This window comes from Bordetella genomosp. 9 (genome assembly GCF_002119725.1).
GTDB lineage: Bacteria > Pseudomonadota > Gammaproteobacteria > Burkholderiales > Burkholderiaceae_B > Bordetella_C.
On record NZ_CP021109.1, the window covers coordinates 992,454 to 1,013,510 of the forward strand.

Annotated in this window: 21 protein-coding genes and 1 other RNA gene; 12 read left to right on the plus strand and 10 right to left on the minus strand. The window is 64.1% G+C overall.

All coding sequences use genetic code 11. From position 1 onward, the window contains the following. Positions 1-2: 2 nt before the first annotated feature. Genes tolR through CAL13_RS04660 form a run of 4 tightly spaced genes read right to left on the minus strand, consistent with a single transcriptional unit; the run spans position 3 to position 3,341 of the window. Entirely contained in the window at positions 3-497 is a 495-nt protein-coding gene (gene tolR, locus CAL13_RS04645) for a protein TolR (protein ID WP_086056337.1), read from the minus strand. Continuing rightward, positions 497-1,174: a protein TolQ gene (gene tolQ, locus CAL13_RS04650; RefSeq protein WP_086056338.1), complete on the minus strand. Its 678-nt coding sequence runs from the start codon at positions 1,172-1,174 to the stop codon at positions 497-499. The genes tolR and tolQ overlap by 1 nt, the downstream gene beginning before the upstream one ends. Positions 1,175-1,176: 2 nt before the next feature. Beyond that, positions 1,177-1,608 carry a tol-pal system-associated acyl-CoA thioesterase gene (gene ybgC, locus CAL13_RS04655; protein ID WP_086059244.1) on the minus strand — a complete coding sequence of 144 codons (432 nt, stop codon included), beginning with the start codon at positions 1,606-1,608 and terminating at the stop codon, positions 1,177-1,179. Further along, entirely contained in the window at positions 1,608-3,341 is a 1,734-nt protein-coding gene (locus CAL13_RS04660) for a proline--tRNA ligase (RefSeq protein ID WP_086071675.1), read from the minus strand. Before CAL13_RS04660 ends, ybgC begins: the two co-directional genes overlap by 1 nt. A gap of 66 nt (positions 3,342-3,407) precedes the next feature. Here CAL13_RS04660 and CAL13_RS04665 point away from each other — a divergent pair, with 66 nt between their 5' ends. The 6 genes from CAL13_RS04665 (at position 3,408) to CAL13_RS04690 (ending at position 9,548) form a co-directional block, all read left to right on the plus strand. After that, the gene (locus CAL13_RS04665) at positions 3,408-3,980 is read left to right on the plus strand and encodes an RNA pyrophosphohydrolase (RefSeq protein ID WP_086056340.1); all 573 of its coding nucleotides are present in this window, start codon (positions 3,408-3,410) and stop codon (positions 3,978-3,980) included. Then, entirely contained in the window at positions 3,961-4,650 is a 690-nt protein-coding gene (locus CAL13_RS04670; protein WP_086059245.1) for a response regulator, read from the plus strand. The genes CAL13_RS04665 and CAL13_RS04670 overlap by 20 nt, the downstream gene beginning before the upstream one ends. 70 nt (positions 4,651-4,720) lie before the next feature. Then, complete coding sequence (locus CAL13_RS04675; protein WP_086073517.1) at positions 4,721-6,283, plus strand: sensor histidine kinase; 1,563 nt, start codon at positions 4,721-4,723, stop codon at positions 6,281-6,283. Between the two features lie 173 nt (positions 6,284-6,456). Further along, entirely contained in the window at positions 6,457-6,897 is a 441-nt protein-coding gene (locus CAL13_RS04680; protein WP_086059246.1) for a tripartite tricarboxylate transporter TctB family protein, read from the plus strand. Between the two features lie 6 nt (positions 6,898-6,903). Further along, a complete protein-coding gene (locus CAL13_RS04685; protein ID WP_086056342.1) occupies positions 6,904-8,427 on the plus strand; it encodes a tripartite tricarboxylate transporter permease in 1,524 nt (507 codons plus the stop codon). A gap of 191 nt (positions 8,428-8,618) precedes the next feature. Next, positions 8,619-9,548 (plus strand): 2-hydroxyacid dehydrogenase, encoded by a 930-nt coding sequence (locus CAL13_RS04690; RefSeq protein WP_086071676.1) that lies wholly within the window; start codon positions 8,619-8,621, stop codon positions 9,546-9,548. Positions 9,549-9,583: 35 nt separating this feature from the next. Here CAL13_RS04690 and CAL13_RS04695 read toward each other — a convergent pair whose 3' ends face one another. The 4 genes from CAL13_RS04695 to CAL13_RS04710 all read right to left on the minus strand — a co-directional run bounded on the left by CAL13_RS04695 (position 9,584) and on the right by CAL13_RS04710 (position 14,357). Next, on the minus strand, positions 9,584-10,489 hold the full coding sequence (locus tag CAL13_RS04695; RefSeq protein ID WP_086071677.1) for an NAD(P)-dependent oxidoreductase: 906 nt from the start codon (positions 10,487-10,489) through the stop codon (positions 9,584-9,586). Positions 10,490-10,554: 65 nt separating this feature from the next. Beyond that, the gene (locus CAL13_RS04700; protein WP_086071678.1) at positions 10,555-12,159 is read right to left on the minus strand and encodes a gamma-glutamyltransferase family protein; all 1,605 of its coding nucleotides are present in this window, start codon (positions 12,157-12,159) and stop codon (positions 10,555-10,557) included. A 215-nt stretch (positions 12,160-12,374) separates the two neighbouring features. Continuing rightward, positions 12,375-13,880 carry a tripartite tricarboxylate transporter permease gene (locus tag CAL13_RS04705; RefSeq protein ID WP_086071679.1) on the minus strand — a complete coding sequence of 502 codons (1,506 nt, stop codon included), beginning with the start codon at positions 13,878-13,880 and terminating at the stop codon, positions 12,375-12,377. Positions 13,881-13,892: 12 nt separating this feature from the next. Continuing rightward, positions 13,893-14,357 carry a tripartite tricarboxylate transporter TctB family protein gene (locus CAL13_RS04710; protein WP_086056347.1) on the minus strand — a complete coding sequence of 155 codons (465 nt, stop codon included), beginning with the start codon at positions 14,355-14,357 and terminating at the stop codon, positions 13,893-13,895. A 581-nt stretch (positions 14,358-14,938) separates the two neighbouring features. On the opposite strand from CAL13_RS04710, the gene CAL13_RS04715 reads away from it, so the two are divergent. The 4 genes from CAL13_RS04715 (at position 14,939) to CAL13_RS04730 (ending at position 16,924) form a co-directional block, all read left to right on the plus strand. After that, complete coding sequence (locus CAL13_RS04715; protein WP_232462511.1) at positions 14,939-15,385, plus strand: hypothetical protein; 447 nt, start codon at positions 14,939-14,941, stop codon at positions 15,383-15,385. A 3-nt stretch (positions 15,386-15,388) separates the two neighbouring features. Further along, a complete protein-coding gene (locus CAL13_RS04720; protein WP_086056349.1) occupies positions 15,389-15,700 on the plus strand; it encodes a cell division protein ZapA in 312 nt (103 codons plus the stop codon). Between the two features lie 98 nt (positions 15,701-15,798). Continuing rightward, positions 15,799-15,985, plus strand: a non-coding RNA gene (gene ssrS / locus CAL13_RS04725) — 6S RNA. 177 nt (positions 15,986-16,162) lie between these two features. Beyond that, positions 16,163-16,924 (plus strand): SIMPL domain-containing protein, encoded by a 762-nt coding sequence (locus CAL13_RS04730; protein ID WP_420042436.1) that lies wholly within the window; start codon positions 16,163-16,165, stop codon positions 16,922-16,924. Here CAL13_RS04730 and lgt read toward each other — a convergent pair. Then, the gene (lgt, locus tag CAL13_RS04735) at positions 16,881-17,690 is read right to left on the minus strand and encodes a prolipoprotein diacylglyceryl transferase (protein ID WP_086056351.1); all 810 of its coding nucleotides are present in this window, start codon (positions 17,688-17,690) and stop codon (positions 16,881-16,883) included. The genes CAL13_RS04730 and lgt overlap by 44 nt on opposite strands. A gap of 86 nt (positions 17,691-17,776) precedes the next feature. Between lgt and ilvD the strand changes: the two genes are divergently transcribed. After that, positions 17,777-19,462, plus strand: coding sequence for a dihydroxy-acid dehydratase (gene ilvD, locus CAL13_RS04740; protein WP_086071681.1), 1,686 nt, complete (start codon positions 17,777-17,779; stop codon positions 19,460-19,462). Then, a complete protein-coding gene (locus CAL13_RS04745) occupies positions 19,446-19,799 on the plus strand; it encodes a c-type cytochrome (protein WP_086059247.1) in 354 nt (117 codons plus the stop codon). The genes ilvD and CAL13_RS04745 overlap by 17 nt, the downstream gene beginning before the upstream one ends. An 84-nt stretch (positions 19,800-19,883) precedes the next feature. Here CAL13_RS04745 and hppD read toward each other — a convergent pair whose 3' ends face one another. Continuing rightward, on the minus strand, positions 19,884-21,032 hold the full coding sequence (gene hppD, locus CAL13_RS04750) for a 4-hydroxyphenylpyruvate dioxygenase (protein ID WP_086059248.1): 1,149 nt from the start codon (positions 21,030-21,032) through the stop codon (positions 19,884-19,886). Between the last annotated feature and the right edge of the window lie 25 nt (positions 21,033-21,057).

Genomic DNA, 21,057 nt, shown 5'->3' on the forward strand with positions numbered 1-21,057 from the left:
GGTCAACGCTTTGGCGCGGCGGCGGGCCGCTGCGGGGCCGGCTGTCCGGCCGCCGCGGCAGCCGCGCCGGTCGAAGACTGCTGGTCCACCAGCAGTCCCAGCCGCGTGATGCCGTTGGTGCGCAACTCATCCATGACCTTGACGACCGATTCGTATGGCACCTTGCCGTCCGCGGCAATGACCACCGGCGTGTCCGCCGTAATGCGCGACCGGACCTGGCTGACGAGTTCGGCGCGGCCGATGTTCTCGGGATTGGCGCCCGGCTCGCGCATGCGCAGCGCGATATCGCCGTTCTGCGAAATTTGCACTTCCAGCGGCTTCACCGGCACATCGGAGGCCTGTCCGACCGAAGGCAGGTTGATCAGGCCGGGCGTGATGAGCGGTGCGGTCACCATGAAAATGACCAGCAGAACCAGCATCACGTCGATATAGGGAACGACGTTGATGTCGGACTTCATGCGGCGGCCGGCACGGCCGCCAGAGCGTACCGAAGGCATTAGCGTACCTGCCGTTGCAGAATATTCAGGAACTCGTCCACAAAGCTGTCGAAACGAATGGACAGCCGGTCGATGTCATTGGTGAACCGGTTATAGGCGACCACGGCGGGGATGGCGGCGAACAGGCCGATGGCCGTGGCGATCAGCGCTTCGGCGATGCCGGGGGCGACCGAAGCCAGCGTGGCCTGCTGCATATTCGACAGGCCGATGAACGCGTGCATGATGCCCCATACCGTACCGAGCAACCCGATATAGGGGCTGACTGAGCCGGCCGATGCCAGGAAGTTCAGGTGCGCTTCCAGCGCATCCATTTCGCGCTGGTAGGCGGCCCGCATGGCGCGGCGCGCGCCGTCCAGGACGGCATTCGCGTCGCTGGCCGCGGCGCGGCGCGCCTTCAGGAACTCCGTCATCCCGGCGTCGAAAATGCGCGCCAGCGCGCCCTGCTCGGCGCGGCGGCTGGCCACCGCCTGTTGCAGCATCGAGAGATCGCCGCCGGACCAGAAGTCGTCCTCGAAACGGCGGGTTTGCTGGTGCGCCCGTTTGATGGCGTAGCGCTTGCTGAAAATGTAGGTCCAGGACATGATCGAAATGCCCAGGAGCAGCAACATGATCAATTGCACCGGCACGCTGGCATGCGCGATCAGTGCGAACAACGACAGGTCGTTCGAGACTTGCATTTTTATCCCTGAATAGATTCGAGTGTTGCGCGCAATTCCGGAGGCAGTTCCACCGGCTTCAGGCTCCCCGCATCCACACAGCACACTTGGATGTTGCCCTCTGCCAGCAGTTCCCCGCTGCGTTCCGCCCGCTGCGCGAAGTGTATCGAAGCCCGGCCCACTTTTGTGACGCGCGAGCGGATGGTCAGTACGTCGTCCAGCCGGGCCGGCTTGCGGTACGCCATGTCCAGGCCGCGCACCACGAAGACATGGCCGGATTCCCGCGCCAGCCGGGACTGGTCGAAACCGAGCGCGCGCAGCCATTCGGTACGGCCGCGCTCCATGAATTTCAGGTAATTGGCGTAGAAGACGATGCCGCCGGCATCCGTGTCCTCGTAATAGACACGGATGTCCAGCGTCGATTCCGGGGATACGGCGACCGGCGAAGGGGAGATCAAAGGGTTTCCAGCTTGGACAGCACTTGCGCAAACGCCATGTCGGCGGGGACCGTCGTGGCGGCCGCCTCGCGGCGGGCCTGCAATTCCACCACACCGTCCTTCAGTCCGCGTTCTCCAACTGTTACGCGCAGGGGGACGCCGATCAGTTCCCACTCGGCGAACATGACGCCGGGACGCGCGTCGCGGTCGTCCAGAATGACGTCCACGCCGCGTTCACGCAGGGCGGCGTAGAGCGCCTCCGCTTCGTTACGAACTGTTTCACTCTTGCCCCAGCCTACCGGGCAGATGACCACTTCGAAGGGCGCCAGCGCGCGCGGCCAGATAATGCCGCGGGCGTCGTTGTTCTGCTCGATCGCCGCCGCCGCGATGCGGGTGATGCCGATGCCGTAGCAGCCCATCTCCATCAGAGCCGGCTTCCCGGTCTCGTCGAGGTAAGTGGCCTTCAAAGCGGACGAGTATTTGGTGCCCAGGTAGAACACATGGCCGACTTCGATGCCCCGCTGGATGACCAGGGTGCCCCGGCCGTCGGGCGCCGGATCGCCTGCCACCACGTTGCGCAAGTCCGCCACGCAGACCGGTTCGGGCAAGTCGCGTCCCCAATTTACGCCGACGAAGTGGTAGTCCTCGCGGTTGGCGCCGCAGGCGAAGTCGCCCATGTTGGCCACCGTGCGGTCCGCCACCACCTGCACCTGCTTGGCGGTGCCGATGGGGCCCAGGTAGCCCGGCCGGCAGCCGAAATGCTCGACGATTTCCGCTTCGGTGGCGAAACGGTAGCCCCGGTCCAGGCCGGGAACCTTGGCCGCCTTGATTTCGTTCAAGGCGTGATCCCCGCGCAGCAGCAGCAGCCAGATCCGCACGTCGCCCGGTTCCGGCTCGGTGGCGAGCACGATGGACTTGACGGTCGTTTCCAGCGGGATGCCGAGCAGGGCGGCAACGTCCTCGCACTTGGCCGCGCCGGGCGTCGGCACTGCTTCCAGCGCGCGGCCGGCCGGCTGGCGGGCGGCGATCAGAGGCGCGGCCTCGGCCAGTTCGATATTGGCCGCGTATTGCGTTTCGGGGTTGTAGACGATCAGGTCCTCGCCGGTATCGGCAATGACCTGGAACTCATGGCTGCGCGTGCCGCCGATGGAACCGGTGTCCGCCGCCACCGCGCGAAACTCCAGCCCCAGCCGCCGGAAAATGCGCATATAGGCCTCGTACATGGCCTCGTAGCTGCGCATGGCGCCGGCTTCGTCGCGGTCGAAGGAATACGCGTCCTTCATGGTGAATTCCCGCCCGCGCATCAGCCCGAAGCGGGGCCGCCTTTCGTCCCGGAATTTGGTCTGGATGTGATAGAAATTCACCGGAAGCTGGCGCCAGCTGTGAATTTCGTTGCGCGCGATGTCGGTAATGACCTCTTCCGACGTCGGCTGCAGCACGAAGTCGCGTTCATGCCGATCCTTGATGCGCAGCAATTCCGGTCCGTACTGCTCCCAGCGGCCCGATTCCTGCCAAAGCTCCGCCGGCTGGACCACCGGCATGAGCAGCTCGATGGCGCCGGCGGCGTTCATCTCTTCCCGAACGATGGCTTCGATCTTCCGGATGACGCGCAGGCCCAGCGGCATATAGGTATAGATTCCCCCGGCCAGCTTGCGGATCATGCCGGCGCGGGTCATCAGCTGATGGCTGACGATTTCGGCCTCGGCGGGCGCTTCTTTGAGTGTATTGATGTGATAGTGGGACGCTCGCATGGTTTCCAGGAGGCGGCAGGTACGTATAATCAGGCGTCATTGTATTGAATTTGGTGGGGGTGGCCCATGCTCGACCGCGAAGGCTACCGTCCCAATGTCGGCATCATTCTCGTCAACACCAAAAACGAGGTCTTTTGGGGTAAGCGGATCCGGGAACACGCCTGGCAATTCCCGCAGGGCGGCATCAAATATGGCGAAAGCCCGGTGCAGGCCATGTACCGCGAACTCCACGAAGAAGTGGGCCTGAAGCCCGAGCATGTCCGAATTTTGGGGCGCACACGCGATTGGCTGCGCTACAACGTGCCGGATCATTTCGTCCGGCGGGAATGGCGCGGCCACTACAAAGGCCAGAAACAGATCTGGTTCCTGTTAAGACTGGTAGGGCGCGACAGCGACGTCTGCCTGCGGGCCACGCCGCATCCCGAATTCGACGCATGGCGATGGAGCCAGTACTGGGTGCCGCTGGACGCAGTGATCGAATTCAAGCGGGACGTCTATACCCAGGCCTTGAACGAACTCTCCGCCATTTTGTTCAGGCGACATCACGAAACGCGTTATCTGCGCCAGCGGGTGCATGGTCAGCGCGCAGCCGAAAATCTGGCTGGAGGATCGGACGGCCATGCGCATATTGCTGGTTGAAGATGAGCGCGATATGGCTTCGTGGCTGGTGCGCGCGCTGGCGCAGAGCGGGTTCGTGCCCGATCACGCGCCGGACGCCCGCACCGCCGAAGCATTCATGGCAGGTACCGAATACGATGCGATCGTGATGGATCTGCGCTTGCCGGACAAGCACGGCCTGGTGGTCCTGCGCGAAATGCGCAACCGCGACGACCGTACACCGGTGCTGGTCCTCACCGCGCAAGGCGCACTGCAGGACCGCGTGCGCGGGCTGAACCTGGGCGCGGACGATTTCCTCACCAAGCCTTTCGCGCTGGAGGAACTCGAAGCCCGCCTGACTGCGCTCGTGCGCCGCAGCCGCGGGCGGCAGCATCCGCGGCTGCAATGCGGTTCGCTGTCGTACGACAGCGAAAGCCGCGCGTTCACCCTGGACGGGTCGCTCCTGTTCCTCACCCCGCGTGAACACGCTGCCCTGGCCGCGCTGCTGACCCGCAGCGGCTATCCCGTGGACAAGTCCCAGCTGTTCGGCAAGGTGTTCAACCACGATAGCGAGGCCAACCCGGACGCCATCGAGGTCGTGCTGCACCGCTTGCGCAAGAAGCTGGCGGGCAGCGACATCCGTATTGTGACGGTGCGCGGCCTGGGATACATGCTCGAAAGCGTGACCAGCGAATCCGCTGGCGCCGAGTAGTCCGGCCGGTGCGGGACACTCTTCCGTGTTGACGGGCCCAGGGGGGCGCTTCCGCCCCGTGTCCGCATCCTTGCCGGGCCGCCGGGGCGCGGCGCCATCCGACGCGCCCCGGCCCTGGTCGTCGCGCGTCGGCATCCGGGCGCTGTTGATCACCTTGCTGCTTCCCGGCGTCATCGCGCTGCTCGTCATCGACAGCTGGAACGACTACCAGACGCTGGCGGATATCACAAACGACGCGTATGACAGCGCCTTGCTGGAGCCGGCGCGCGTGCTGGAAAGCAGTATCGAGTTCACGCCCGACGGCGCGCTGCAGGTGGTGACGCCGCTGTACGCGCAGGTCATGCTGGAATCGCGCGCGGGTCTGCGTAAATACTTCCGCATCGAGGAAATCGATCCGCCGTTGCCGTCCGGCCAGCCGCCCGCCGCGCCTGGCGTTGCCCTGCTCGGCATGCCCGATCTGCCCCGGCCGCCGGTCTGGCCGCGCTCGGACGGACAACCGGTGTTCTACGACGGCCTCTATCGCAGCGATCCGGTGCGTCTGGTGGCCATCGTCCGTGACCTGTATTACCACGGCACGCACAGGCAGGTCCTCGTTCTGGTCGGAGAAAGCACCGGCAAGCGCATCGAAGCCGAAGACGCCGCGCGGCGCAAGGAACTGCTGCGCGACGGCCGCATGCTGGCGCTCGTCGTGCTGATGGTCTGGTGGGGCGTTGCCTGGGCGCTGCGGCCGCTCTCGCGGCTGCGCAACGACATACGTGCGCGCTCGGCCGACGATCTGACGCCGCTGGATGCGCGGCGCGTGCCTTCCGAAGTCACTCCGCTTGTCGAAGCCGTCAACCACCATATCGCGCGACACCGGCACATGCTGGAGGAGCAGTCGCGATTCCTGGACGACGCGTCGCATCAGTTGCGCACACCGCTGGCCATCATGCTGACTCAGGCCCAGTACGCGCTGCGCGAACGCGATCCCGAACTGATGCGCGACGGGCTGCGCGCCATCGTGGCGCAGCTCGGGCGCACCCGGCGATTGACCGAACAGCTCCTGCAGCTGGCGCACGCCAGCCAAAGCGGCGATGCGCCTCATCGCACGCTGGATCTGAACCAGGTGGCCCGCGACGTCGTGCTGCAATATCTGCCGCTGGCGCACGAAAAGCAGCAGGATCTGGGCTGGAGCGATGTCCGCGGTGAAACCGGCGAGGCCGGTGAAAGCGGCTTGACAGGGCCGGCCGCGCCAGTTGCCGGGTCCGAAGTCGAACTGCACGAAGCCATCGCCAACCTCGTCCACAATGCGGTGAATTACGCGCCGCGCGGCGCGCGCATAACGGTGTCGGTGGTGCGCACGGCCGCGAGAGTCGAAGTGCGGGTATCGGACAACGGTGCAGGGCTCAGTCCGGCGCTGCGCGCGCGCGCCTTCGAACGCTTCGATCGCGCCGGCGTCGAGGCCGGCGGCAATCCCACCTCGGGGTCCGGGCTCGGCCTTGCCATCGCGCGCGCCTACGCGCAACGCAACGGCGGCGACATCGTGCTTGCCGACGGCGAACCGAACGACCGTGGCGGGGTGGGGCTTTGCGCCATCCTCTGGGTCCCTTGCTTAGGGGATAACCCTGGGATTCAGGAACCCGACAGTCAATAGAAAGCGGATTAGCAGGTTCCCTCCTTATTCTGCCCTCCAGGCTCACGGTGCTCCGTGAGAGGGGATCGCTCACCCTGAGCGGATCCCATAAAGGCTGGTGCAAGCCTAGTACTCGGAGGAATGCGGTGGAAACACTGAAAAAATACAAAAAGGACTATTACGGCGGCATGCTGATGGTCCTGATCGGCCTGGGGTCGATCTATGGCGGTTTGAACTACCAAGTCGGCACGCTAAGCCACATGGGCCCGGGATTTTTCCCCGCCTCGGTCGGCGGGCTGCTCGTACTGGTCGGCATTCTGATCGCGATCGGGGCACGCACGTCCAAGGATGAAGCGGACGACGAAGGCGCGAGCGTTCCGTCATCGCATCCCTCCGGCATGCCGGATATGCGCGGCGCGATCTGCATCATCCTGGGCATCCTGGCCTTCATTTTCCTGGGCCACTATGGCGGCCTGCTGCCTGCCACGTTCGCCATCACTTTCATTTCCGCGCTGGGCGACCGGAAGAATACGGTCAAGCAGGCATTGATTCTTTCTCTGGGCATGGTGGTCATCGCCGTGGTCGTGTTCTGGTGGGCGCTGCAACTGCAGCTGCCGCTGTTCCAGTGGGGTTGATACGCCATGCATCAAGCACTTGTTGATCTCTGGTACGGTTTTGGCGTCGCGTTCGAACCCCATAACCTGATGTGGTCGTTCTTCGGCGTGCTGGTGGGCAACCTCATCGGCGTGCTGCCCGGCATGGGCGCGCTGTCGGCCATTTCGATCCTGCTGCCGCTCACCTACGTCATGCATCCGGTTCCCGCGATCATGATGCTGGCGGGCATCTTCTATGGGTCGCAGTACGGCGGCGCCATCGGGGCCATTCTGCTGAACCTGCCCTCGCATCCGCCGCACGCGGTGACCTGCCTGGACGGTTATCCCCTGACCAAGCAGGGCAAGGGCGGCACGGCGCTGGGCATCACCATGATCGCGTCGTTCTTCGCGGCTTCGGTCGGCATTCTGGTGATGATCTTTTTCTCGCCGCTGCTGGTCGAAGTCGCGTTCAAGTTCGGTCCGACCGAAATCTTCTCCATCATGCTGCTGGGCCTGATCGCCGGCTCGACGATGTCGCGCGGGTCGCCGTTGAAAGGCATCGCCATGACGCTGTTCGGACTGCTGTGCGGCGTTGTCGGCACGGACGTCAACACGGGCACGATCCGCTTGTCATTCGGCATTCTGGATCTGTCGGACGGTCTCGAACTGGTCGCCATCGCCATGGGGTTGTTCGGCGTCGCCGACTTCCTCATGAGCGTGAACCGCATGGCCATCATCGGCACCGGCACCAAGCTGCGGCTGCGCGATATGCGTCCCTCCGCCAAGGAGCTGAAGCAATCGTTCCTGCCCCTGGTTCGCGGCACGCTGGTCGGCACGGTATTCGGCGCGATGCCCGGCACGGGTCCCACCATCACGACCTTCATCGCCTACGCGCTGGAGCGCAAGATTTCGAAGACGCCCGAGCGGTTCGGAACCGGCATGCTGGCCGGCGTGGCCTCGCCCGAAGCCGCCTCGCATTCCAAGACGCAGGTGGACTTCATTCCCACCATGAGCCTTGGCATTCCGGGCGACGCGGTCATGGCGCTCATTCTCGGCGGCCTGCTGATTCAGGGCATCCAGCCCGGTCCGCAGCTGATCACGGAGCACCCGGACATCTTCTGGGGCCTGATCGCCAGCTTCTGGGTCGGCAACGTGCTCCTGGTCATCCTGAACGTGCCGCTGATCGGTGTCTGGGTGAAGCTGTTGCAGGTGCCGTATCGCTACCTGTTCCCGTCCGCGCTGTTCTTCATCGCGGTGGGCGTATTCAGCACGCAGAACAGCCTGTTCCAGATCTGGGAGGCCCTGGCCTTCGGCGTCATCGGTGCGGTGTTCATGTTGCTGGACTTTTCCGTCGCACCCATCCTGCTCGGCTTCGTGCTCGGCCCGATGGTGGAAGAAAACTTCCGTCGCGCGCTGCTGCTGTCGCGCGGCGACATGATGATCTTCCTGCAGCGTCCGATCAGCGCGTGGTTCGTCGGCATCTCGGCGCTGCTGATCCTGATCCAGATCATCGCGCACGCGCGCCGGAAGCTGAAGAAGCGCGGCAAGCCCATGCTGCCCAAGACCGCCTGACGCCACGCGCGTCGAACAAGCCGCCGGCGCCGCAAGGGCCGGCGGTTTTTTTGCGCGCGCCGTCAGCCTGCCGGATGCCCCCGATATCCGTCCGCGGCGCCTCGTGATAAGGTTCTCGCCTTGCTCGGGCAGCCTGCCCGGCCCGTACCTGAACCTCGCGTGCCAGCCGGCGCGCATCCGCACCCGACGCCATGCACGTCCTATTCGCCTGCCCTCACAACGACCCCGCCGACTGGCTGCCGCTGCTTGCCTCCGAACTGCCGGATTGCAGAATCTCCGTGTGGGACCCGCAAGGTCCGCCGTCCGGGGCCGATGTCGCGTTGGTCTGGAAGCCGCCCGCCGCGCTCTTCGCGCACGAGCCCAATCTGAAGGCGCTGTTCAACCTAGGCGCTGGCGTCGACGCGCTGCTTGCCATGCCGGAGCTGCCGCCGCATATTCAGATCGTCAGGCTGGAAGACGCGGGCATGGCGGTGCAGATGGCGGAGTATGCCCTGTACGCGCTGTTGCGGGCATCGCGCAATTTCGGGCGCTACGAAGCCGATCAGGCCGCCGCGCGGTGGGCGCCTTTACCCGGACTGCGCCGCGCCCAGTGGCCAGTCGGTGTGCTGGGCCTGGGAGAAATGGGTGCGCGCGTGGCGCAGTCGATCGCGGCCTTCGATTACCCGGTCGCGGGATGGTCGCGCAGCCCGCGCTCGATCGATGGTGTTCAGTGCTTTGCCGGCCAAGATAAGTTGTCCGGTTTTCTGCGGCGCACACGGGTGCTGGTGAACGTGCTGCCCCTGACGCCCGAAACCAACGGCATCCTCAACCGAGAGACCTTGTCGCAGTTGATGCCCGGCGCGCACCTCATCAACGTGGGCCGCGGTCCGCACCTGAACGAGGACGATCTGCTCGCCTTGCTGGAGGAAGGCAGGATCGAAGGTGCGACGCTGGATGTGTTCGGCGTCGAACCATTGCCGCCGTCACACCCCTTCTGGACCCATCCCCGGGTGCATATCACGCCGCACATTGCGGCCAGCACCTTGCGGGAAGAGGCGGTCGCCCAGATTGCCGCCAAAGTGCGCCGGCTCGCGCGCGGCGAGCCGATCAGCGGCGTCGTGACGCCGCAAAGAGGCTACTGAGCGGCCCCGGCGCGTCGCTTCGCCGGCGCCCGCCGTCAGTCGCGCAGACGCTTGATCAGGCTGGACGTGTCCCAGCGTCCGCCGCCCATTTTCTGCACATCGCCGTAGAACTGATCGACCAGGGCCGTCAAAGGCACGCGTGCGCCGTTGTTGCGCGCTTCGGCCAGGACCAGGCTCAGGTCCTTGCGCATCCAGTCAACCGCGAAGCCGAAATCGAACTTGTCGTCCACCATGGTGCCGCCGCGGTTTTCCATCTGCCAGCTTTGCGCCGCGCCCTTGCTGATGACGTCGAGCACCAGCTTCATGTCCAGGCCGGCGGCCTGTCCGAACGCGATGCCTTCGGACAGGCCCTGCACGATGCCGGCAATGCAGATCTGGTTCACCATTTTCGCCAGCTGCCCCGCCCCCGGCGAGCCGACCAGCGTCACCGCCCGGCCGAAAGCCTGCGCGACCGGCTTGATCCGTTCGAAGACTTCCGGTTCGCCGCCGCACATGACCGTCAGCACGCCGTTGACGGCGCCGGCCTGTCCGCCGGAGACCGGCGCGTCGACGAACTGAAGGCCGCGCTGGCGTGCTTCGGCGTACAGCTCGCGCGCAACCTGCGCCGACGCCGTGGTGTGATCGACGAAGACGCTGCCTTGCCGCATCCCGGCAAAGGCGCCGTTGTCCCCCAGCACGACGCTGCGCAAATCGTCATCGTTGCCGACACAGGCGAAAACGATATCGGCGTCCGTCGCCGCCTCGCGCGGCGTGGCGGCGGCCTTGCCTCCGAATTCCTTGACCCATTCCTGCGCTTTCGCGGCCGTGCGGTTGTAGACGGTCACTTCATGTCCGGCGCGTGCCAGATGTCCCGCCATGGGAAAACCCATGACGCCCAGGCCAAGGAAGGCCACTTTCTGAGGCGATGTCGCGTCGTAGGTCTTACTGCCGATGGAAGCCATGCAGATCTCCGAGTGCAAAGAGGTAGGTAAATGGTTGTGGCCGCGCGCCCTTGGCGCGCCCAGGATTAGAATCCGGCTGCCAGCCCATCGCGGCGGCTATCGCTGGCCGCCACGTAGCCGTCCACGGCGGGGTCGCCCAGGCGCCAGATGAACTGACCGGAGCCGAAGTCCATGTACGGGTCTTCCAGTCCTTCCAGCAAGTGTCCGCGTGCGCGCAAGGCGTCCAGCACCTGTTGCGGCATCTCGCGCTCGACATCCACCGAGATGCCGTGATTCCATTTCCAGCGCGGCGCATCGCAGGCGGCCTGCGGCTGCTGGCCGAAATCCAGCATGCGCACCAACGTCTGCAGATGGCCCTGCGGCTGCATATTGCCGCCCATGACGCCAAAGCTCATCACCGGCGCGCCCTCTTTCATCAGGAAGCCGGGAATGATGGTGTGGAAGGGGCGTTTTCCGCCGGCGACCACATTCGCATGGTTGGCCTCCAGATTGAAGCCATGGCCGCGGTTCTGCAGGCTCACGCCGGTGCCGGGCACCACCACACCTGAACCGAACCCCATGTAGTTGGATTGGATGAAGCTGACCATCATGCCGTTGCGATCGGCGGCGGTCAGATAGATCGTGCCGCCGACCGGCGCATGCCCCGTGGTGAAAAGCTTGGCGCGGCGCATGTCGATCAGCTTGGCCCGTTCTGCCAGATAAGGCTCGGACAGCATCATCTCCGCTTCGATCCGCATGTGGCGCGCATCCCCCACATGGGCGTAGACATCGGCGAACGCCAGCTTCATCGCCTCTATCAGCAGGTGCTGCGTATCGGGATGATCGACGGGGCGCGAGGCGACGTCGAAATGCCGCAGGATGCCCAGCGCGATCAGCGCCGCGATGCCCTGGCCATTGGGAGGAATCTGATGCAGGGTATAGCCGCGGTACTCCTGCGCCAGCGGCGCGACCCACTCAGGCTGATAGTCCCGCAGGTCGGCCAGCGTCATGGCGGCGTCGTGCGCCTGCGCGTGGGCGACCAGCTTGTGCGCCGTCTCGCCCTCATAGAAATCGCGCCCGCGCGTGGCGGCGATGCGCTTGAGCGTACTGGCCGCGCCTTTCAGCACGAAATGCTCGCCGATCGCCGGCGCGCGCCCGCGCGGCAGGAAGTGTTCGGCAAAACCGGGCAACGACTGCAGGAGGTCGGCCTGCGCCGCCCATTTCTGATGCACGACGGGCGATACGGCGAAACCGCGCTCGGCATAGTCGATGGCGGGCGCCAGCACATCCTCGAAGGACAGGGAGCCCATCTTCTCGTGCAGCGCGGCCCAGCCCGCAACGCAGCCGGGCACCGTCACGCTGTCCCATCCCCGCATGGGAATCAGGCCGTTGTGCTTGCGCTTGAAATAGTCGGGGCTCCAGGCCGCCGGCGCGGTGCCCGATGCGTTCAGGCCATGCAGGCGCGAGCCGTCCCACACAATGGCGAAGCAGTCCGAACCCAGGCCATTGCTGACCGGTTCGGTCAGGGTAAGCGTGGCGGCCGCCGCGATGGCGGCATCCACGGCGTTGCCCCCCTGCGCGAGAACGCGCAGGCCGGCTTGCGCGGCCAGGGGCTGCGACGTCGCGACAATGTTGCGGGCAAAGATGGGTGTCCGCGAGGTCCTGTAGGGGTTCTGCCAATCGAAGGTCATAGGGCACAGCTTTCAGGACGGGGTAAACCCCTACTTTAACGTAAGAGATTGTGTGCGCTGCACCATACGGCTATCTAATCCTTAAGCGGGGCTCATGCCGCGCGTCCTTCCTCGGGCGCGCCCGTCCCGCCTATCTGATCACACGAAAAAAAAGCGCCCGGATAAACCGGGCGCTTCGATTCGCCTGCCGCCCTTGCGAGCGGGCAGGGCGTCGATCAACCTTCCTCGACGAAGGTTTCTTCGCGCTTCTTGCGGATCGTCGGCAGCGCCACGATCAGCACCAGCGCTGCGGCCATGGCCAGCAGCGTGGCGGACAGCGGACGCGTGAAGAAGGTGCCGAAATCGCCGCGGGACAAGAGCAGGGCGCGACGGAAGTTTTCTTCCATCATCGGTCCCAGCACCAGGCCCAGCAGCAGCGGGGCGCCTTCGCACTTCAGTTTGGCCCACACATAGCCGATCAAACCGAAGGCCGCCGTCATGAAGATGTCAAAGGTGTTGTAGTTGAGCGAGTACACGCCGATCGTGCAGAACACGAGAATGGCGGGGTACAGCACGCGGTAAGGCACCTTCAGCAGCTTTACCCACAGGCCGATCAGCGGCAGGTTCAGCACCACCAGCATCAGGTTGCCGATCCACATCGAGGCGATCAGTCCCCAGAACAGCTCGGGGTGGCTGCTCATGACCTGCGGGCCGGGCTGGATGTTGTGGATGGTCATCGCGCCCACCATCAGCGCCATCACCGCGTTGCCCGGGATGCCGAGCGTCAGCAGCGGGATGAACGAGGTTTGCGCGGCGGCGTTGTTGGCCGATTCCGGGCCGGCCAGGCCGGCCGGGTGGCCCTTGCCGAAACGCTGCGGGTTGCGCGACAGCTTCTTCTCCAGCGTGTACGACGCGAAGGAAGACAGCACCGCGCCGCCGCCAGGCAGAATGCCCAGCGCCGAACCCAGCGCCGTACCGCGGATCACGGCGGGATAGGCTTCCTTGAATTCGGTGCGGTTCGGGTACAGGCTGCCGATCTTGTCGGTGATGTCGACGCGGTTTTCCTTCTGCTCCAGATTGGTCATGATTTCGGCAAAGCCGAACACGCCCATGGCGACGATGGCGAAGTCGATGCCGTCCTGCAGCTCCGGGATGCCGAAGTCATAACGTGCCACGCCCGAGTTCACGTCCGTGCCAACCATGCCGAGCAGCAGGCCCAGCAGGATCATGGCGATGGCCTTGGGCAACGAGCCCGACGCCAGCACGACCGCGCCCACCAGCCCCAGCACCATCAGGGAGAAGTATTCCGCCGGGCCGAACTTGAACGCCACTTCCGCCAGCGGGGGGGCGAACGCGGCCAGCAGCAGAGTGGCCACGCAGCCAGCGAAGAACGAGCCCAGGGCGGCGATGGCCAGTGCCGCGCCGGCGCGGCCGTTGCGGGCCATCTGGTGCCCATCGAGCACGGTCACCACGGCGGACGTTTCACCGGGCAGCGCCACCAGAATGGCGGTGGTCGACCCGCCGTACTGCGCGCCGTAATAAATGCCGGCCAGCATGATCAGGCCGGCCACTGGCGGCAGCACATAGGTGATGGGCAGCAGCATCGCGATGGTCGGCACGGGTCCGATGCCGGGCAGCACCCCGATCAGGGTACCGAGCAGACACCCAAGCAGGGCATAGATCAGGTTCTCGGGCGACACCGCGACCGAGAAACCCATAATCAAATGTTCAAACAATTCCATGGCCGTGACTCCTTAGTTTGCGCCAATGAAGGACGGCCAAAGCGGGAAGATCAGCCCCAGGCCCTTGATGAAGGCCAGGTAGACGAACACCACCAAAAAGATTCCGTTGGCCACGGCCACTTTCCAATTGAACTCGTGGCTGGCCAGGCTGCTGAGGACCACCAGCAGGAACACGGAGATATAGACGCCCAGGAAACGGAGAACCAGGCCGTAGACCACGACCGAGCCCAGTACCAGCAGGGCGATGCGCCAGTCGAACTTGTCGACGTGGGTTTCGGTCGCCTTGGCGGAAAGCGACCCGATCAGGACGATGGCGCCCAGCAGGGCCAGGACGATACCCAGCCAGAATGGAAAGTACCCCGGCCCCATGCGCGCAGCGGTACCCATCTGGTAGCTGGTCGCTTGCCAGGCGAATCCCAGTCCGAGGGCGATAAACATCACCCCGGACCAGAAGTCCTGTTTGTTGCGTAGCTGCATGATTGTCTGCTCCTAATACAGCATGTGATAGAAAAAACGTTCAGGTGTCGGTGTGCTCGTTGAAAGTAAATTCAAAGTTATTGGAATGGCTGCATGGTAATTGAGGGCATGGAGGGATGAAACCCTGTAATTTGGCTGAATGCCTATGGTTTTCCCTAGAATTGAACGTCTCCGCCGCCCGAGTTGTAACGAAGCCAGCCCCCTCGGGGCAAAATGAAAGCTTTTTGAAAGTTTCTAGAAAGAGAAGGGAAAGCTGGGGTGGCGGGCCGTCGCATCTTCGCCACGGCAGCATCGCAAACCGTCTCGCGCGCCTGCTGCTGAGCGAGCCGGTGGCCTCACCATATATATAGAGATATAGAGGACCCGCGTGGAAAGCGGTGGGCTGCGAGCGGGTTCAATCCGCGTGCGGCGGTTCAAGCCCGCTGCCCACGCCATGGCGCCGCATCGCGAGGGCTGAACGAAAGGATAGGGACAGCCGTTCGTCAAACCGGGTTGCCGCCCGGGTTCTACCGAATATTGCCATGTATCACACCGTGCATATGACGGTGTGGCGGCGCTGCGAATGGTTTACGATAGCGCCCATGTTGCAAGACCTCGACCAACTCGCTGCCCGCATCGGGCAACTCGTGCAACGCACCCGACAGCTGCACAGCGAACGGGATGCGCTGCGATCCCGCCTGTCTCAGGCAGAGCAGGAAGCGCGCAGGCTGCGCGAACGCTGCGATGACGCCGACGCGCGCCTGCAGGCGTTGCAGGACCGTCTGCAGAATCACGACAGCGAGCTCGCTGCGAAGCTGTCCCAGGCCGAAGAGGCCCAGGCTCATTTGCGGGCCGAACTCGAGAAGCACGCCCAGGAACGCCAGGCGCTGGAGAACCAGCTCGCAGCTCGCGAAAGCGAATGGCAGTCCCGCTTGAACGCGCGTGAAACCGATCTGCAGCGGCTGCGCGTTGCGGCTGTGGCCGCCCGCGAACGCATCGACGCGGTGCTTGCGCGCCTGCCCGGCGCCCCGGTCGAGGAACATCAGTAAGTTATGGAACGCATAGACGTCAATATCCTCGGGCGCGAGTACTCGCTTGCGTGCTCGACGGATGAAAAGCCCACGCTGCTCGCGGCGGTGCGCCACGTGGATCAGCTGATGCAACGCATCCAGGCCACTGGCAAGGTGTCGAGCAACGAACGCATCGCGGTCATGGCCGCATTGCAGATCGCCGGCGAACTGCTATCGATGAAAGCGCCCGATGGGCCGCTCGGCGGGTTGGCGGTTGGCGACTTCAAGCGTAGAATTGAAGACATGAATTCGATGCTGGATGACGCCCTCTCCGGGCAGGAAAAATTGTTGTAGCGATGTGGCACGCTGCGGCGTGCGGCCTTGAAAAACCTGGCCACCACCTTCACCATCGCAACATCGATCCTGCAGAATTCAACGCACGGTTTTCCAGTTTGTCCCTGCCGTGTTCGTGACTGGACCATACATTCTCTGAACCTATGCTTTATGGCATACAGGTTGCGTGAATGTGGGGCTGGTGTGATCGTCTCTCTGTCAGACGAACCCGAGGTCCCTCCGATCGCGACCACCTTGAACCTAACGGTTCGAGATGCCGGTCCTGACGGCACAGGCGGGGCATTTATCCGGCGGGCCTGCATTGCGCAGGCCCGCCCGGCCTCTCCCCCGCATCGCGCGACACCATCTTTGCATGGCCTACACTTTGCGCGCGTGCTTATCCCCGCCGTGGCCCATCGCCGATCCCGATATGCTGCGATGGCGCCTTCTTTGTTCACCACTTCCGTGAGACCACGCCCAATGCTGAAACGCTCGCCGGTTTTTTCTCCTGCCCGCATCGCGGCCCAGCTCGCTCTTGCTTCCGCCGCCACGTTCGCTTCAGCGGCCGTCTTCGCGCAGCCCGCGCCGCCGGCGGGTGCGGCCGACGCCGCCCGAGATACGCAATCAGCGGCCGCGGGTCCAGTGATGACCTTGCAAGCCGGCGCTTCCGAAGAGGTCAAGCAGGATACGGTACAGATCACGATTGGCGCTCAGGTCGAGGCGGCGGACCAGGCTTCAGCGGGCAAGAAGCTGAATGCACTGTTGGACGACCTTATGAAGCGGGCCAAAGGGGCCAGCGATGTGACGGCACGAACCGGCAATTACCATGTATGGCCGAACAACAACAACAAAGGCAAGCTTGTGGACTGGCGGGGGGAGGGCAGCATCGTCCTCGAATCCACGGACTTCGCTGCCGCGGCGGCGCTGGCCAGCCAGCTTGGCGACAAGAGCGCCATCGTCAACATCGCCTTTACCCTTTCTCCCAAGGCCCGGGCGGACGCTGAGCGGCGGCTGTTGAAACAGGCCGCCGAGGCGTTCCAGCAACGTGCCTTGGCGGCCGCATCCGCGTTCGGCTTCTCGGGCTACCGCTTGCAGAAGCTGGAGCTTGGCGGTGGCGCGATGGCCCCGCGCCCTTATATGGCGATGGCCAAGGCGGCGCGGGCCGAAGCCGCTGCCGACGTGCCGCTGGAGGCCAATACCGTCACGGTTGGCGTCGACGTGACGGGGACGATCGTTTTGCAGTAAGCACGAAAAGCAGGACGCCGAACACGACCATGGGGATGGACAGCCATTGCCCCATGCTCAGGCCGCCTGCCAGCAAACCCAGAAAGTTGTCCGGCTCACGGGTGAATTCAACCAGAAAACGGAAAAGCCCGTAGCCGATCAGGAACACCGCGCTCACCTGTCCGGTGGGTCGCGGCTTGCGCGCAAACCACCACATCACGATGAACAGCGCGATGCCTTCCAATCCCAGTTCATAAAGCTGGGAGGGATGGCGGGGAATGCCGTCGCCGCTTTGCGGAAACACCATGGCCCACGGCACGGACGAGGGCCGGCCCCACAGCTCGCCATTGATGAAGTTGCCCAAGCGCCCCATGGCTAGAGCGAGCGGAATCAGTGGCGCGATGAAGTCGCTCACGGTGAAAAAAGAAACGCCGCGCTTGCGCGCAAAGAACAGCATCACCAGGATCACGCCCAGCAAGCCGCCGTGGAACGACATTCCGCCTTGCCAAAGATAGAAGATTTCCAGCGGATGGCTGAAGTAATACCCCGGCTTGTAGAACAGCACGTATCCCAGGCGGCCTCCCGCAACCACCCCGATCACGCTATAGAAGATCAGATCTTCCAGATCGCGCGGTGTAAAGCCGCCTTGCACCTTGCCCTGTGAGATGCGCCACCGGCCAAGCAGATAGACCAGGCCGAACCCGAACAGGTACATCAAGCCGTACCAATGCACGGCCAGTGGACCGATATGGACTGCCACAGGATCGAATTGGGGATATCGCAGCATGGTTGGATGTATAAAACGAAGTGGCCCGATCATAACCGGCCCAGGGCTGGCCGCATCGCCGGCGCGTGCCGGCAAGGAGCGAGACCATGGCAGCGAACGAACGTTCCCGGCATATCACTCAAGGGGTCGCGCGCGCGCCGAATCGCGCGATGTACTACGGCCTGGGATATCGGGAGACGGATTTCGACAACCCCATGATCGGCGTCGCCAACGGGCATTCCACGATCACGCCGTGCAACAGCGGTTTGCAAGCGCTGGCTGACGCGGCGGTGCAGGCGATACGGGAGGCAGGCGCCAACCCGCAGACGTTCGGCACCCCGACGATATCGGATGGGATGTCCATGGGTACCGAGGGCATGAAATACTCCCTGGTGTCGCGCGAAGTCATCGCCGACTGCATCGAAACGGCGGTGCAGGGCCAATGGATGGACGGCGTCGTGGTCATCGGCGGGTGCGACAAGAATATGCCCGGCGGCATGATCGCCATGGCGCGAATGAATGTGCCGGCCATCTATGTCTATGGCGGCACGATCAAGCCGGGGCACTACAAGGGCAAGGACCTGACCATCGTTTCGGTCTTCGAAGCCGTCGGCGAATACACCATGGGCCGCATGGACGAGACCGACTTCAAGCAGATCGAAAAATGCGCGGTGCCCGGTTCCGGGTCCTGTGGCGGCATGTACACCGCAAACACCATGAGCGCGGCTTTCGAAGCCATGGGAATCAGCCTGCCTTACTCCAGCACCATGGCCAACGAGGATCCGGAAAAAGCCGTCTCGGCGGCCGAATCGGCCCGCGTTCTCGTGGAAGCGGTGCGCCGGCAAATCCGGCCGCGCGATCTCATTACGCGCCGCTCGATCGAAAATGCCGTGTCGGTCATCATGGCCACGGGCGGATCGACGAACGCCGTGCTGCATTTTCTGGCGATTGCGCATGCGGCGGAAGTCGAGTGGACGATCGACGACTTTGAACGCATTCGCCAGCGGGTCCCGGTCATCTGCGACCTGAAGCCTTCCGGGCGCTACGTGGCGACGGACCTGCATCGCGCAGGCGGCATTCCGCAGGTAATGAAACTGCTCCTGAATGCGGGCCTGCTGCACGGCGACTGTCCCACTATCACGGGCCGGACCATCGCCGAGACATTGCGCGACGTGCCCGATGCGCCTCCAATGGATCAGGATGTCATCCGTCCCATCGATAAGGCGCTCTATCCGCATGGCCATCTGGCGATACTCAAAGGCAACCTGGCGCCCGAGGGCTGCGTGGCGAAAATCACCGGCTTGAAGAACCCGGTCATCACCGGGCCGGCCCGCGTCTTCGATTCGGAGGACGACGCCATGGCCGCCATCATGGCCCGCGCCATTCGTCCGGGCGATATCGTGGTGATCCGGTATGAAGGCCCCAAGGGCGGTCCCGGTATGCGGGAAATGCTTTCGCCCACCTCGGCCCTGATCGGCCAGGGCCTGGGTGAAAGCGTCGGGCTGATCACGGACGGCCGGTTTTCCGGCGGAACGTGGGGCATGGTAGTCGGCCACGTCGCGCCCGAGGCCTATGTCGGCGGCCCCATCGCGCTGATTCACGAGGGCGATTCGGTTACCATCGACGCCCACCGACTACTGCTGCAACTCAATATCAGCGACGACGAGATGGCCGCGCGCAGCAAAGCCTGGACACCGCCCAAGCCCCGTTATACCAGGGGTGTACTGGCGAAGTTCGGCAAGCTCGCCGGCACCGCCAGTCGCGGAGCCGTCACCGATGCGTTTGAAGATTGATGCAATAAGCACCCGCGCGGCGATCGCCGTCCTGGGAACGTTTCTGATGCAAGGCGCGATGGCGCAGACGCTTGGGGAATCCCTGGTCAGAGACAAGGTATGCCTGGGGTGTCACCAGGTGGACAGCGCCCGCGTGGGTCCGCCGTTCACCGCCATCGCGCAGCGCTACGGCGGGCAGCCCGGCGCCGAGGATTATCTGGCCAATTCCATCCGCAACGGCGGCCGTTACCGGTGGGGCAAGCTTTCCATGGCCGCCCAACCCCAGGTCAGCCCGGAAGAAGCGCACGAGATCGCCCGCTGGATTCTGTCGCTCGCGCCGGCCAAGCAACAGCCCTGACGCCAAGCTGCAAGAGGGCCGCATGCGCGGACCCCCCGGTTCGTACGAATGACCCGGCCAAGCGGCCGGGCCATGTGCGGCATCTCAGGCATCCGCCGTCGTCGCGGCGGGTTTGCCGGCGCCTTCGGTTGGCTTCAGCACGCCGCGGCGCATCTGGTCGAGTTCAATGGACTCGAACAAGGCCTTGAAGTTGCCTTCGCCGAAGCCGTCGTTGCCCTTGCGTTGGATGATTTCGAAAAAGATCGGCCCGATCTGGTTTTCGGTGAAGATCTGCAGGAGCAGGCCGCCGCCCGGCGCGCCGTCCAACAAGATGCGGTTCTTCGAAAGCCGGGCCGTGTCTTCCCCATGGCCGGGAATCCGGCGGTCCAGCAGTTCGTAATAGGTGTCCGGCGTATCCAGGAAGCGCACGCCCTGCCGGCGCAAAGCTTCTACCGTGGCGTAGATGTCGTCGGTTCCCATGGCGATGTGCTGGATGCCTTCGCCATGGTAAAGATCCAGGTACTCCTGGATTTGCCCCTTTTCTTCCGTGCCTTCCTCATTGATCGGGATGCGGATATTGCCGCAGGGCGAGGTCATCGCCTTCGACTTCACGCCCGTGACCTGTCCTTCTATATCGAAATAGCGGATCTCGCGGAAGTTGAACAGCCGCTCGTAAAAGCCCGCCCATTCCGCCATGCGCCCCTTGTACACGTTATGCGTCAAATGATCGATCGACGTCAGGCCTGCGCCGGCGTGGGTGAGGTCGCTTTCGGCCGTTTGCGGATCGATAGGCTCGAAATCCACGTCGTAGATACTGATGTCGCCGATTCCACCGTGGCCCGACTTGCCGCGCCAACGGTCCACCAGATAGATCAGGGAGTCGCCAATGCCCTTGATCGCCGGAATGTTGAGTTCCATCGGGCCGCTGTGTGAATCGAAGCCCCAGGCCCCCAGGTCCAGGGCGCGCCGATAGGCGGCCGCCGCGTCCTGCACACGAAACGCGATAGCGCAGATCGACGGCCCATGCAGGCGGGCAAATCGCTGGGCGAAGGAGTCGGGCTCGGCGTTGACCAGGAAATTGATGCCGCCCTGGCGGTACAGCACCACGTCCTTGTGGCGATGGCGCGCGATGGCCTTGAAACCTAGAAGTTCGAATACGCGTCGCAGGGCGGCGGGGTCCGGTGCGGCGTACTCGACGAATTCAAATCCGGCAGTGCCCATGGGGTTGTCCCAGGGCTGGAAGGCTGCGGTCATGGCTTTGTCCCTTTGTTGGTCGGTG